Source organism: Micromonospora rubida (assembly GCF_009908295.1).
Lineage (GTDB): Bacteria > Actinomycetota > Actinomycetes > Mycobacteriales > Micromonosporaceae > Micromonospora > Micromonospora rubida.
The window spans coordinates 928584-941680 of the sequence record NZ_JAAALO010000002.1 but is presented as its reverse complement, the minus strand read 5'-3'; the positions used below and the strand labels follow the sequence as shown (position 1 = coordinate 941680).

General features: G+C 75.0%; 12 protein-coding genes. 4 read left to right on the top strand and 8 right to left on the bottom strand.

Annotated features, from left to right (window positions below; translation table 11 throughout):
* Positions 1 to 72 precede the first annotated feature (72 nt).
* The gene (locus GVV04_RS08825; RefSeq protein ID WP_161686349.1) at positions 73 to 846 is read left to right on the top strand and encodes an enoyl-CoA hydratase/isomerase family protein; all 774 of its coding nucleotides are present in this window, start codon (positions 73 to 75) and stop codon (positions 844 to 846) included.
* Positions 847 to 939: 93 nt separating this feature from the next.
* Here GVV04_RS08825 and GVV04_RS08820 read toward each other — a convergent pair whose 3' ends face one another.
* From GVV04_RS08820 to GVV04_RS08805, 4 genes are all read right to left on the bottom strand, one after another.
* Positions 940 to 1383: an HNH endonuclease gene (locus GVV04_RS08820; protein ID WP_161686347.1), complete on the bottom strand. Its 444-nt coding sequence runs from the start codon at positions 1381 to 1383 to the stop codon at positions 940 to 942.
* 221 nt (positions 1384 to 1604) lie between these two features.
* Positions 1605 to 2816 carry a hypothetical protein gene (locus GVV04_RS08815; protein WP_328822280.1) on the bottom strand — a complete coding sequence of 404 codons (1212 nt, stop codon included), beginning with the start codon at positions 2814 to 2816 and terminating at the stop codon, positions 1605 to 1607.
* A gap of 77 nt (positions 2817 to 2893) precedes the next feature.
* Positions 2894 to 4435, bottom strand: coding sequence for an FAD-dependent oxidoreductase (locus GVV04_RS08810; RefSeq protein WP_161686345.1), 1542 nt, complete (start codon positions 4433 to 4435; stop codon positions 2894 to 2896).
* A gap of 72 nt (positions 4436 to 4507) precedes the next feature.
* Positions 4508 to 4990, bottom strand: coding sequence for an MSMEG_6728 family protein (locus tag GVV04_RS08805; protein WP_161686343.1), 483 nt, complete (start codon positions 4988 to 4990; stop codon positions 4508 to 4510).
* Between the two features lie 88 nt (positions 4991 to 5078).
* On the opposite strand from GVV04_RS08805, the gene GVV04_RS08800 reads away from it, so the two are divergent.
* Positions 5079 to 6875 (top strand): potassium channel protein, encoded by a 1797-nt coding sequence (locus tag GVV04_RS08800; RefSeq protein ID WP_201753012.1) that lies wholly within the window; start codon positions 5079 to 5081, stop codon positions 6873 to 6875.
* 1 nt (position 6876) lies between these two features.
* Here GVV04_RS08800 and GVV04_RS08795 read toward each other — a convergent pair whose 3' ends face one another.
* Complete coding sequence (locus GVV04_RS08795) at positions 6877 to 7650, bottom strand: phosphatase PAP2 family protein (protein WP_161686341.1); 774 nt, start codon at positions 7648 to 7650, stop codon at positions 6877 to 6879.
* Positions 7651 to 7727: 77 nt separating this feature from the next.
* Here GVV04_RS08795 and GVV04_RS08790 point away from each other — a divergent pair, with 77 nt between their 5' ends.
* The gene (locus GVV04_RS08790; RefSeq protein WP_161686339.1) at positions 7728 to 8951 is read left to right on the top strand and encodes a DUF4032 domain-containing protein; all 1224 of its coding nucleotides are present in this window, start codon (positions 7728 to 7730) and stop codon (positions 8949 to 8951) included.
* A 181-nt stretch (positions 8952 to 9132) separates the two neighbouring features.
* Here GVV04_RS08790 and nagA read toward each other — a convergent pair whose 3' ends face one another.
* Genes nagA through GVV04_RS08775 form a run of 3 tightly spaced genes read right to left on the bottom strand, consistent with a single transcriptional unit; the run spans position 9133 to position 12088 of the window.
* Positions 9133 to 10242: an N-acetylglucosamine-6-phosphate deacetylase gene (gene nagA / locus GVV04_RS08785; RefSeq protein WP_161686337.1), complete on the bottom strand. Its 1110-nt coding sequence runs from the start codon at positions 10240 to 10242 to the stop codon at positions 9133 to 9135.
* A complete protein-coding gene (locus tag GVV04_RS08780) occupies positions 10242 to 11162 on the bottom strand; it encodes an ROK family protein (RefSeq protein ID WP_161686335.1) in 921 nt (306 codons plus the stop codon). Before GVV04_RS08780 ends, nagA begins: the two co-directional genes overlap by 1 nt.
* Entirely contained in the window at positions 11159 to 12088 is a 930-nt protein-coding gene (locus GVV04_RS08775; RefSeq protein WP_161686334.1) for an SIS domain-containing protein, read from the bottom strand. Before GVV04_RS08775 ends, GVV04_RS08780 begins: the two co-directional genes overlap by 4 nt.
* 196 nt (positions 12089 to 12284) lie before the next feature.
* Between GVV04_RS08775 and GVV04_RS08770 the strand changes: the two genes are divergently transcribed.
* Positions 12285 to 13070: a DeoR/GlpR family DNA-binding transcription regulator gene (locus GVV04_RS08770; protein WP_161686333.1), complete on the top strand. Its 786-nt coding sequence runs from the start codon at positions 12285 to 12287 to the stop codon at positions 13068 to 13070.
* The last annotated feature ends 27 nt before the right edge of the window (positions 13071 to 13097 follow it).

Here is a 13097-nt window from a genome sequence, read left to right as displayed (position 1 = left end):
GCCTCGTTATGGTCGCCGCACCGGCCGGGCGCTTCCGCACTGCGGACCGGGGCCGGCGAGGCGAGGGAGTTGGTGGGGGTGTCGGACGCGGAGCTGACCGTCGGGACGGCCGGACCGGTGGCCACGATCGTGATCTCCAATCCAAGGCGGCGCAACGCGATGACCGCCGCGATGTGGCGGCAGCTGCCGGTGCTGCTGGACCGGCTGGAGGCGGACGAGCGGGTCCGCGCGCTGGTGCTCACCGGCGCGGCCGGAACATTTTGCGCCGGGGCCGACCTGGGTGACCTCGACGAGCTGCTGGACGCCGGGGACGCCAGCCTCGCCGTGGCAGCCGAGGAACGGCTCGCCGCCTTCGCCCAGCCGACCGTGGCCGCGATCTCCGGCGCCTGCGTCGGTGGCGGCTGCCAGCTCGCGGTCGCCTGCGACCTGCGCCTCGCCGCCGCCGACGCCCGGTTCGGCGTGCCGCCCGCCCGGCTGGGCCTGGTCTACCCCGCGCCCACCACCCGGCGGCTGGCCCGGCTGGTCGGCCCGTCCGCCGCGAAGCACCTGCTCTTCACCGCCGAGCTGATCGACGCCGAGCGGGCCCTGCGGATCGGCCTGGTCGACGAGGTGCTGCCGCCGGACGAACTCGCCGCTCGGGTCGCCGCAGTCACCGCCACGATCGCCGAGCGCTCGCGGCTCACCGTCACCGCCGCCAAGGAGATCGTCGACGAGCGGGCCGACGAGGACCGGATCGCCTGGTGGCACGGGCAGGTCCGGGCCAGCGGGGAGGCCCGTGAGGGAGTGGCGGCGGCCAACGAGCGCCGGCCGCCCCGGTTCCGCTGGGCCCCGCCCGCCACCGACTGACCCGGTTGCGTCCGGTTCGGCCTGCCGGGGGCCGGCGGGTGCCGCGCCGGGGCGTACCCCTGACGCGGCCCCCCGTTCCCGCCGGCCGGTCCGTCACCGCCCGGCGAGCGCCGCCCAGCTCGGCACGACCGGCTCGTGCCGCAGCGGCATGCCCGCCTCGGTCGGCGTCCGGTCGCTCTTGCGCTGGTTGCAGCCGTAGCAGGCGGCGGTGGTGTTACGCCAGGTGTTCCGGCCGCCGCGCGAGCGGGGCAGCACGTGGTCGACGGTGCCGGCCGGCCCGCCGCAGTAGGCGCAGCGGTGGCCGTCGCGGCGCAGCACGCTCGCCCGGGACCAGGCCGGGCCGGCGCTGAACCGCCAGCGGGTCACCACGTACCGGACGAGGCGGACCACCCGGGGGACAGGGAAGACCCCGATCACGCGGTCCGGCTCGGCCTCGTGGATCTCGGCGACCCGCCGGCAGAGCATCCGGATCGCGTGTTGCACGGTGACCCGGTGCAGCGGGCCGAGGTCGGCGTTGATGACGAGAACGGCGTCCACCGGGCACTCCCTCCAGAATCGACGGTAGGTGGGCCGGCCGGCGAGGAGCCGTCCGGTCCGGTGCGGGACGGGCGGCTCGACGCGTGGGGGCACGCGTCAGCCGGGCCACCCGTCCCGGGGGGCCTCACTGCGAAAACCATCGACGGGCAGCATTGTCGGCACCGTGCTGACGTGCGACAACGGCATGACTTGCTCCCGTCGGGCTGGTTGACCTTGCGCGATCACGGTAGGTCGGCGGGGGTGAGGTCGGCAACGTATTTCGATCCGCCGGCGACCTCGCCGGGCCCGCTTCGGCGGCGGGACCGGGCGGTGGCGCGGGCGGCGGCCAGCGGCCGGGTCACCCGGTCGGCCATCCGGACGGTCAGCTCGCCCTCCAGCAGCGGCCGGTTCACCTCCCCGGCCACCGCGAGGGCCGGCCCGGACACCGTCCGCCAGATCGCGGTCAGCCCGGCGCCCAGGCCGACCAGGGCGACGGCGGCCCGGGCGGTGGGGGAGCCGGCGGCCGCGGCGGCGCTCACCCCGACCACGGCGAGGAGCACCACCAGCAGCGGGGCCAGTACCGGCCAGAAGATGCCCCGGGCCGCCCGCGTCACCAGCCTCCGGTCCCGGATGATCACGTTTCGCGCGACGACCGCGTAGTCCTCCTCGTCGAGCAGGTCCCGGGGGTGCAGCCCGCCGGTCAGCACGCTGCGCCACAGGTCGCCCTGGTTGCGCAGCTCGCGGGCCAGCTCGGCGAGGCCGGCCTCGGCCGGGTCGCCGACCCCGGCCCGGGTGACCGCGTCGGCCCACGCCCGCAGCGACCGGCGCACCACCGAGGCCGAGTACGGCGGCAGCACGCTGGCCAGCTCGTCGAGCCAGCGGCTGATCTCGACCTGGCGGCCGGCGAAGCGCCACGGCACCTGGTCGGCGTCGCCGCGCCGGACGGTGTCGGCCAGCGACCTGCCGAGCCGGTAGGCCAGCCCGACCCGGTGGTTGGTCGCCATCGCCCAGCGCAGCACGTCCACGTTGAGATCGTCGAGGGCCAGCAGCAGCGCCCCCGCCCCGGCCGACAGGGCGGCCCGGGTGTCCCCGGTGGACGGGGTGCCGCCGCCCGGGGCGACCACGGGCGGCGCTGCGGTGCCGCCGCCGGTCAGCCCGGCGATCTGGGCGAGCGCCACGTCGATCCCGTCCAGGTACATCCGCAGCCGCCGCCGGCCGGACATCTCGGTGAAGTTCGTCAGCTTCGCCGGTGGCTGCGCCGGCCGCCCGTCCGTCGACAGGTCGGCCGTCCGCGCGTGGTGGTACGCGTCCGCCAGCCACCAGCCCAGCCGCAACGCCGTCACGATGCAGGCCCGCTCGTCGCGCAGCCGCCCGTACGCGTCGTCGTGCCGGCCGCCGCCCGCCTCGTCGCCGGGCGGCCCGCCGGCCGCGTCGCGCCGGTGCACCGTGGACACCCTCTCGACCTCCCGTGCCGGCGACGCCGGTGGATGTCAGTCGAGGATAGATCAGATTTGTGGCATTTTGTGGTGAATCAGGGCCTTTTCGGTTCCCGTCGGGCGAGCAGGCCACGTGGGCGGATCGAGCGGACCGGCTCGGCCGCCGCCCCCTCGGCCCGCAGGACGTGGTTCGCCGCGATGATGCCGGTCGCCGCCGACCGCTCCATCAGCGCGCTCGGGAAGTCGGTCCGGATGCCGTCGCCGGCCAGGTAGAGCCCGTCGGCGCCGGTGCGCACCCCCGGCCGCCACGCGTGACTGCCCGGGGTGAACGCCGGGGCCCGCGCCTCCACCCGGGCGCGCAGCTCGCGCACCCGCAAACGGGCCGCCTCCGGCCAGAGCGCGACCAGCTCGACCCGCATCCGCTCGGCCAGATCCTCGGCCGGCACACCCTCGTCGCAGGCGTACGCGTGCAGCTCCACCACCGAGCCGTCGGTGCGCTCCGCCCAGCGGCGCGACTCGTCCTCCAGCCGGTGGTACAGGGTCACCGAGTCCAGCGTGGGCTGCCGGGACACCCCGCTGAACACCGCCCGCCCCCCGTCGACGTCCCCGCCGCACCAGTACCGTGCCACCGCGTACGGCGGGCCGGGGGCGCCGAACGCGGGCATCGCCGCCACCAGCTCCGGGGCGGCGCCGGCGAGCACCGGCGAGGCGCCCACCAGCAGGGCCAGCGCCGGCGGGTCGACGGCCAGCACCACGTGCCCGGCCCGGTACGCCGTGCCGTCGGCGGCGGTCACCCGCCACCCGCCCGGGCCCCGGTCCAGCCGGGTCGCGGCGGCCCCCGTGACCACCCGTCCGCCGTGCTTCTGCACGTGCCGGGTCAGCGGCTGCCAGATCGCGGTGGCGTAGTCCGCGTCCGGGCAGTCGAAGGCCAACCCCTCCGGGTTGCCGAGCAGGTAGAAGTGGAACTGGGCGATCATCTCGGCGGCCGACATCTCCGCCTCGTGGTTGAAGAACGAGTGGGAGAAGACCTCGAACAGCATCGCCCGGGCCCGGTCCGGCAGCCGCAGCGAGGTGAGCAGGTCGTCGGCGGTGGCGCCGTCGAACTCGGCGTACGTGCGCACCGGGTCGTAGCTGAGCAGCGGCAGCGCGGCGTCCCGGTCCATCCCGCGCAGGTCGGCCAGGCGCAGGCTCGGGCTGCGCAGCAGCAGGGCGAGCAGGTTCGCCGGCGGGGCCGGCGGCAGCTTCCCGAACTCCTCCGTGGGCCACTCGGCGCTCAGGACCGGGTACCCGGGAACCGGCCTGAGGAACGCCAGCCCCGGGTCGATCCGGCGCAGGATCGACCGCCAGTTGTAGTACTGCCGGAAGAACGCGTGGAAGCCGTGCTCGTTCACCTGGGTGCCGTCGGCCAGCGGCTCCGGCCACGCGCCCAACCGGCCGCCGAGGGCCGGCGCGGCCTCCAACACGGTCACCCGCACCCCGCGCTCGGCGAGCACCACCGCCGCCGACATGCCGGCGATCCCGCCGCCGACCACCACGGCCTCGACCGGGTGCGGCACGCGCGGGGCGGCACCGCCGCCCGGGTCCACCACGTGCTCTCGTACGCCGATGAACCGGCCCATCACCCGCGACAGCGCCATGCGACCCAGTCTGCCCGAGGGAGCGGGGGAGGGGCACCCTCCGACGCGGGGCGGCCGGGAAGGGCCTTCAGCTCACGACGGGCGGCAGTGCGGCTCGCGGTCGGAGGCGGGCCAGACGTACTCCAGGTCGGGCCCGACGTCGTCGAAGAACGGGCGGTAGTGCTCCGGGTCCTTGCGCAGCAGCGAGGAGCGGTGGCTGCGGTGCAGGTCGTCGCGGCCCAGCCAGGGGGGAAGCTCCCCGGACTGCGCCAGCACCCCCTGGGTGCGCACGGTGGCGACGCCGCAGGCGGCGGCGAGGTCGGTGGCCAGCGTCGCCGCGCAGGTGTCGGCCCGGCCCGGCTCGCACCACACCGCGCAGACGTCCAGGCCGTAGCGGACCAGCGCCTCCTCGTACCCGGCCCACATCTTGACCGCCGGGTGGTTGCGCCAGCCGTACCCCGGCCAGGTCAGCCCGCGCAGGACCTGGATGGCCTCCACCCGCTGCTTGCCCAGCCGCCTCTGGTCCAGCGTCCGGGCGCTGGCCAGGAAGTCCGGGTAGGGCAGGAACGTCTGCATGCCGCTGCTCTACCCGTCCAGTGCCGCGACATTCGTTCATGATCGTGTGGGGCTGCGCGGCAACCGCCGGCTGACTACGATTCGGCGCATGGCGGAGCCCCTGCGTGACCGTGCGCGTCGCGCGACCGGGTGGCGGCTGCGGATGAACGGGGAGAACCGCCCGCACTACGTCGTCTGCGGGTCGGACCCGCTGGCGTACTGGGTGGTGCGGGCGCTGCTCGCCGCCGAGCTGGACACCGGCCGCGTCCGGATCACCCTCGTGGTGCCCGAGCGGCGCCGCTCCGAGGGCCCCGACGGCCGGGACGTCGACGGCATCCAGGTCGTCCGGGCGGACCGGCTCGACGAGGCGACGTTCCGCCGGGCCGGGCTGGCCGGCGCGGACGGGCTGGCCCTGCTGCACCAGGACGACGTCGGCAACATGCACGCCGCGCTCTGCGCCCAGGAGGTGGAGCCCCAGCTTCGGCTGGTGGTGCGGATGTTCAACACCAGCCTGGCCAACGGGGTGCGGCAGCTCTTCCCCGACTCGGCGGTGCTCTCCGACGCGTCGATGGCCGCCCCCGCGTTCGTGGCCGCCGCGCTCGGCGAGGTCGCCCCGACCCACTTCCGACACGGCGGGCGCACCCTCTACGTGGCCCGCCGCGCCGACGTCCGCCCGCAGGACGTGGTGTGCGGGGTGGCCGACACCGGCGACCCCGCCCGGGCCCGGGTGCTGCCCGCCGACGAGGCGACCGCCGACGTGGTGCTCGCCGAGGCGACCGGCCAGCCGCCCGGCACCGAGCTGGCCGCCCGCCGGCTGGTTCGCGCCCGGCGCCGCCGCCAGCCGCTCGCGGTGCTGCTCCGCGCGGTCCGCAGCTTCGCCACCCGCAAGATCGGCATCGCGGTGCTGGTGCTGCTCGCGGTCATCGCCGCGCTGGGCTGGCTCAACTCCCGCGCGGCCGGGGTCAACTGGGCCGACGCGCTCTACCTCACCCTGGTCACCACGCTCACCGGCGAGGACCCGGACGTCGCCAAACCCGTCGCCGCGCAGGTCATGCAGGTGGTGCTCAACCTGGCGGGGCTCGCGCTGATCCCCCTGATCACCGCCGTGGTGGTCGACGGGATCGTCAACGCCCGGTTGGCAATGCACGCCGGGCGGATCCAGCCCCACCGGTCCGGGCACGTCGTGGTCGTCGGGCTGGGCAACATCGGCACCCGGGTGATGGCCCAGCTGAACGACTTCGGCGTCGAGGTGGTGGCCATCGACCGGACCCCGGACGCGCGGGGCGCCTCGCTGGCCCACCGGCTCGGGGTGCCCGTGTTGATCGGCGACGCGGCGCGGGAGGAGACGCTGCGGTCCGCCTCCGTGGAGACCTGCCAGGCCCTCGTCGTGGCCTCCACCGACGACGGGGTCAACCTGCGGGCCGCGCTGAACGGCCGAGGGCTCAACCCGGACCTGCGGGTGGTGCTGCGGCTGTTCGACGGCGACTTCGCCGAGCGCATCCAGAAGGCCTTCGGGATCGGCATCTCGCGCAGCGTGTCGTACCTGGCCGCGCCCTCGTTCGCCGCCGCCCTGCTGGACCGGGCGGTGATCGCCACCATCCCGGTGGGCCGGCACGCGCTGCTGGTCACCGAGGTGCCGGTGGCCGCCGGGTCGCCGCTGGACGGCCGCCCGCTCTCCGCCGTGGCCCACCCCGGCGAGGTACGCCTGCTCGCGCACGCCCGCGCCGGGCTGAAAGCGGACTGGTCGGCCGATCCCCGCCTGGTGATCACCGCCGGCGACCGGCTGACCGTGGTGGCCCGCCGGGCCGGGCTGACCGCCCTGCTCCGCGAGACCACCCCGCCCCCGCCGGAGCACCCGCCCGCCGCGCCTGCCGGCCCGCCCCCGCCCCGGGCGAGCGGGGAGTGAGCTAGCGGGCCGGGGTGAACAGCGCGGGCCGGTTCCAGGCGCCCAGCCGTCCGGGCAGCGGAACGTCGTCCCACGGCACCCGGCGCAGCAGCCGGTCGAGGAACAGCCCGAGCAGCAGCCCGGCGATCGAGTCGGTCAGCCAGTGCCAGCCCAGGTACGTGGTGGTGCAGAGCACGACCACCGGCGGCACCGCCCGGACCACGGTGACCAGCGACGGCGGGACGGTCCGGCCGAAGGTGGCCAGCAGCGGCGCCAGCAGCAGCGCGATGACGCCGTACCAGATGATCGCGTTGGCGACGTGCCCCGACGGGTAGGACTGGGCGAACCGCACCGGCAGGTCGTGCTGGAACAGTGGCAGGGTCGCGTCGGCGGGCAGGAAGGGCTCCTTGACGCCGGCGCTCGGCGCGGGCCGTGCGGTCCACACCTTCAGGGGGCCGATGGTGAGGTACGTGAACACGAAGGCGAGCACCGGCGGCAGCACCGGCCGCACCGACCGCGCCCGGACGGCCAGCAGCACCCCCATGCCCAGCGCGATCAGGGTCAGCGGGCTGCCCTGGCCCAGGTAGTTGAACACGACCGCGACCCAGTACGCCGCCGTGGGCCGGTGCGCCTCGGCCCAGTCGGCCACCGCCCGGTCGACACCGAACAGCCGGTCGGCGGCGAGCGCCGCCGTCAGACCGACCAGGGCGGCGACCAGCAGCGCGTCCCACCACCAGCCCGCCGGCCGTACGGGCCTGAGCTGGACCTTCCGCCGTACCGTCTGGGTTTCCCGCACGCGACCACGCTACCGGCCCGCCGCCCGGCGGCTGTGGGGCGAGCCACGAAGGGAGGCGCTCGGCCGGGTTACCCGGCATGCTTGTCAACGTGCGGATCACCTCTGCCCTTGTGGACCCGGCGTTGCTCGACCTCCCCTGGTCGACCCCGCTGGAGGAGTGGCCTGCCGAGCACCTGGTGGCGCTGCCGCAGGGTATCTCTCGGCACATCGTCCGGTTCGTCCGGTTCGGCGGGTACGTGTATGCGTTCAAGGAGACCCGCGAGCGGATCGCCGAGCGGGAGTACGACCTGCTCCGGGCCCTGGAGCGGATCGACTTCCCGTCGGTCGAGGCGGTGGCGGTCGTCGCCGACCGGCAGACCGAGGACGGGGAAGCTCTCGAATCGGTGCTGATCACCCGGCACCTGCAGTTCTCGCTGCCCTACCGGGCGCTCTTCTCGCACACCCTGCGGCCGGAGACGATGGGCCGGCTGCTCGACGCGCTGGCCGCCCTGATCGTCCGGATGCACCTGACCGGCTTCTTCTGGGGCGACTGCTCGCTGTCCAACACCCTGTTCCGCCGGGACGCCGGCGCGTTCGCCGCCTACCTCGTCGACGCCGAGACCGGGGCGCTGCACAACACCCTGTCCAACGGCCAGCGGGGCGAGGACCTGGAGATCGCCCAGGTCAACATCTTCGGCGAGGCGCTCGACCTCCAGGCGGCCGGGCTGCTGCACGAGTCCATCGATCCCGAGGTGGTCTGCGAGGAGGTCGTGCAGCGCTACGAGCGGCTCTGGCACGAGATCACCTACGAGCAGCAGATCGAGCGGGAGGCCCGGCACGACATCGAGGGCCGGATCCGCCGCCTCAACGAGTTGGGTTTCGACGTGGCCGAGGTGGCCCTGTCCACCATCGCCGACGGGCGGTACCTGGTCCGGCCGAAGGTGGTCGACGCGGGCTACCACACCCGCCGGCTGCTGCGGCTGACCGGCCTGGACGCCGAGGAGAACCAGGCCCGCAGGCTCCTCAACGACCTGGACGCGTACCGGGCGGAGAGCGACCTGACCGACGAGCAGCAGGCAGCCCACCGCTGGCTGACCGAGGTGTTCGAGCCGGTGGTCCGGGCGGTGCCGGCGCACCTGCGTCGCAAGTTGGAGCCGCAGGAGCTGTTCGCGCAGATCATCGAGCACAAGTGGCTGCTGTCAGAGCGGGCCGGCCGGGACGTCGGCATGGGCCCGGCGGTGCAGTCGTTCCTGTCCGACGTGCTGGTGCACCGCCCGGACGAGCAGGCCGTCCTCGGCGTCGAGGCCGACGCCCTCGGCTGAACGCCTGCCGGGCCGCGACGCCTGCCCGGCGCGGAACGCCCCGGGGTTCCTCGCGGGGGTGGCCAGCACGTCCAGCGGGCATGCCAAGTCGGCCCCTTTGGAGCTGCCCGCATAAACGGGGCAGCAGCAGACGGGGCCGAACCAGGCCCTGCCCGTCGGGCCTGGGCGCGTGGGCGGGGCGTCACTCCACCCAGGAGCCGCCCTTCATCACCCGGACCACCTTCAGGTCGTCGTCGAGGACGACCAGGTCGGCGCGGAGGCCGACCTGGAGTGCGCCGACCTGGTCGCCGAGGCCGATGGCCCGGGCCGGGGTGGTGGCCACCATCCGGCAGGCGTCCGCCATCGGGATTCCGGCGTGCACGGCGTGCCGTAGAGCGGCGTCCATGGTGAGGGTGCTGCCGGCGATCGCGCCGTCCCGGCTCAGCCGGGCCACCCCGTCGGCCACGGTGACGGCCTGGCCGCCCAGCTCGTACTCGCCGTCGGGCATGCCGGCGGCGGCCATCGCGTCGGTGATCAGGGCGGCCCGCTCCGGGCCGGCCGTCGAGGTGGCGAAGGTGAGCATCCCGTCGTGCAGGTGCACCCCGTCGGCGACCAGCTCGCAGACCACGTTCGGGGCGTCCAGCAGGGCCACCACCGGGCCCGGCTCGCGGTGGTGCACCGGGCGCATGCCGTTGAACAGGTGAGTGCCGACGCTCGCACCGGCCGCCACCGCGGCCCGGGTCTGGTCGTACGTGGCGTCGGTGTGGCCGATCGCGGCGACCACCCGGTGGGCGGTGAGCAGCTTGATCGCCTCCAGCGCGCCGTCCCGCTCCGGGGCCAGGGTGACCATCCGCACCGCGCCGCCGCCCAGCTCGACCAGCGCGGCCAGCTCCTCGGTGGACGGGTCGCGCAGGAACTCCGGGTTCTGCGCGCCGCACCGGGCCGAGGAGAGGTACGGCCCCTCGAAGTGGACGCCGGCCAGCACCCCCTCCTCGACGAGCGGCCGGAACGCGGCGGTGGCGTCCCGCATCAGCTCGTACGGTGAGCTGACCAGGCTGGCCAGCAGCGTGGTGGTGCCGTGTCCCAGATGGAAGGCCGCCGCCTGCCGGGCGGAGTCGGCGTCGCCGGTGGTGAACGTGTGCCCGCCCCCGCCGTGGGTGTGCATGTCCACGAAGCCCGGCACGATCCAGTGCCCGTCGCGCGCGGACGGATACTCGGCGACGGCGGTGATCCGGTCGCCGTCCAGCTCCACGCAGCCCTGCCGGACCACGCCGGTCGGGGTCACCACCTTGCCGTTCACCCGAAGCGCCATCACTTCTCCAGATTGTCGAGGGCGAGCAGGGCGGCGCCGAGGCAGCCGGCCTCGTCGCCGAGGGCCGCCGCGACGAGACGCGGCTCCCGGTGGAAGGTCATCCGCTCGTGCAGCGCCGCGCGCAGCGGGTCGAACAGGAGGGGCCCGGCCTGGGCCAGGCCGCCGCCCACCACGACGGTCTCCACGTCGAACAGGGACTGGCCGGTGGCCAGGCCGTCGGCCAGCGCCTCGACGGCCTCCGCCCAGACCCGGGTCGCCACCGGCTCGCCTGTTGCGGCCCGGTCGGCCACCTCGGCGGCGGTCGCGGTGACGCCGGCCAGCTCGGCGTACCGGCGGGCGATCGCCGAGGCCGAGGCGACCGCCTCCAGGCAGCCGCGCCGGCCGCAGCCGCAGCGCGGGCCGCCGGGACGGACCAGGATGTGGCCGATCTCCCCGGCGGCGCCGTGCGCGCCGGTGGCGGCCGACCCGTCGACCACGTGGGCGGCGGCGATGCCGGTGCCGATCGCCACGAACAGCACATGCCCGGTGCCCCGGCCCGCGCCGAGCCGGGCCTCGGCCAGGCCGCCGGCGCGCACGTCGTGGCCGAGCGCCGTGGGCAGCCCGAGCCGCGCCACCGCCAGGTCCCGCAGCGGTACGCCCCGGAAGCCGATGTTCGCCGACCACACCGCCACCCCGGCGGCCTCGTCGACGACGCCGGGGACGGCGACGCCGAGCGCGACCGGCTCGAACCCGTCGGCCCGAGCCTTTCCGGCCAGCCCCTCGGCGACGTCCAGGATGGTGTCGACCACCGCGTCGGGGCCCCGGCCCGCGTCGGTGGAGTGGCGCTCGGCGCGCACGGTGTCGCCGTCCGGGCCGACCAGGGCGCACTTCATCCCCGTGCCGCCCACGTCCAGCGCGACGACGACGTCGGCTGGGCTCACGCGAGCACCACGGATCGGCTCAGGTGCCGGGGCGCGTCCGGGTCGAGTCCGCGGCTGGTGGCCAGGGCGACGGCGAAGCGTTGGGCGAGGATCAGGTCGGCCATCGGGTCGACCGGGGTGCGCCCGGCAGCCCAGCTCGTGAGCACGGTGTGGCAGCCGTGGGTGCGGCTGTGCACGAAGGCGGCCCCGGTGGCGGCGACGTCCTCGGCCAGCCCCTCGGGGATGTCGCCGAACGCCCAGACCAGCCGGCCCGGGGCGGCGATCGAGATCGGGCCGTGCCGGTAGTCCATGGCCGGGTACGCCTCGGCCCAGAAGGTGGCCGTCTCGCGGCACTTCAGCGCGGCCTCCTGGGCCAGGCCGACCGTCCAGCCCCGGCCGAGGAAGGTGACCTGCTCGACCCGGGCCGGGTCGATCGGCAGCGGGGCCCGGACGGTGACCTCGGCGTCGGCGGAGAGCGCCGCGAGGTTGTGGCCGAGGTGGGCGCGGAGCAGGGCCAGCGCGGTGGTCGCGAACCGGGTCTGCACGACCGAGCGCTCATCGGCGAAAGGCATGGTGACGGCGGCGGAGGCGAACTCGACGGCTGGGGAGCCGGGGTCGCCGACGATGACGGTGGTGGGGAGTTGACCGCGCAGCGCGGCGAGCAACTCCAGCACTTCCGTGGTGGTGCCGGACCGGGTGATGGCGATCAGCCGGTCGTAGCGCCGGCCGGCCGGGAACTCGGACGCCTGGAAGGCGTCGGTCTCGCCGTGGCCGGCGGCCTCGCGCAGCCCGGCGTACGCCGTCGCCATGAACCACGACGTGCCGCAGCCGACGACGGCGACCCGCTCCCCGGGGCGCGGCAGGTGCTCGGCGACAGTGGGGGTCAGCAGCGCTGCCTCCCGCCAACAGTCGGGCTGACTCGCGATCTCCGCGTGGACGAACGCCATGAGAACTCCTCGCCGGGAGGTCGTGCGCAATACGGCGCAATATGGCCGTCTTTCGCGCGTCATTGTGCGCGAAACATCGGGACCCTGGCAACCGGCTGCCCGATCGCGCAGAGCGAAGTTTTGCGCCTACGTAGTTTCGCGCACTACTGTGCACGCAATCAATCACCCTTCGTGCAGAGTCAGTGGAGGCCCCGCAGTGGACCGGTACGCCCGATGGAACGCACTGCTGGAGATGCTCACTGACAACGGCCGGGTGAGCGTCGAGGACGCCGCGGGGCGGCTGGACGTCTCCCAGGCCACCATCCGGCGCGACTTCGACCAACTCGCCCAGCAGCAGATGATCACCCGGACCCGGGGTGGCGCGGTGGCTAACGGCGTCTCCTACGACCTGCCGCTGCGCTACAAGACCGCCAAGCACTCGGCCGAGAAGCAGCGGATCGGCGCCGCCGCCGCCGCGCTGGTCTCCCCGGGCACCGTGGTCGGCCTCAACGGCGGCACCACCAGCACGGAGGTGGCCCGGGCGCTGGCCGTCCGGCCGGACCTGAACACCAACGCCGAGGGCGCCCAGCTCACCGTGGTCACCAACGCGCTCAACATCGCCAACGAGCTGCTGGTTCGGTCCCGGATGAAGGTGGTGGTGGCCGGCGGGGTGGTCCGGCCCAAGTCGTTCGAGCTGGTCGGCCCGCTGGGCGGGGCGCTGCTGCGCGAGGTCACCCTGGACGTGGCCCTGCTCGGTGTGGACGCGATCGACCCGCAGCTCGGCGCCGCAGCTCACCACGAGGGCGAGGCGGCGATGAACAACCTGATGGTGGCCCGGGCGAAGCGGGTGGTGATCATCGCGGACTCGTCCAAGCTGGGCGGTCACGCGTTCGCCCGGATCTGCCCGGTCGACCGGGTGGAGACGCTGGTGACCGACTCCGGCGCGGACCCCGGGGTGGTCGATGCGTTCCGGGCGGCGGGCGTGCACGTGGTCTGCGCCTGAGCGGCCGACACGCCGAACTGCATACCC

Coding starts and splice junctions, on each gene's coding strand:
- GVV04_RS08800 (WP_201753012.1), top strand. CDS start 5,079: ATGGCGGAGCCCCTGCGTGACCGTGCGCGTCGCGCGACCGGGTGGCGG.
- GVV04_RS08810 (WP_161686345.1), bottom strand. CDS start 4,435: ATGGCGCTGTCGCGGGTGATGGGCCGGTTCATCGGCGTACGAGAGCAC.
- GVV04_RS08790 (WP_161686339.1), top strand. CDS start 7,728: ATGCTTGTCAACGTGCGGATCACCTCTGCCCTTGTGGACCCGGCGTTG.
- GVV04_RS08775 (WP_161686334.1), bottom strand. CDS start 12,088: ATGGCGTTCGTCCACGCGGAGATCGCGAGTCAGCCCGACTGTTGGCGG.
- nagA (WP_161686337.1), bottom strand. CDS start 10,242: ATGGCGCTTCGGGTGAACGGCAAGGTGGTGACCCCGACCGGCGTGGTC.
- GVV04_RS08805 (WP_161686343.1), bottom strand. CDS start 4,990: ATGCAGACGTTCCTGCCCTACCCGGACTTCCTGGCCAGCGCCCGGACG.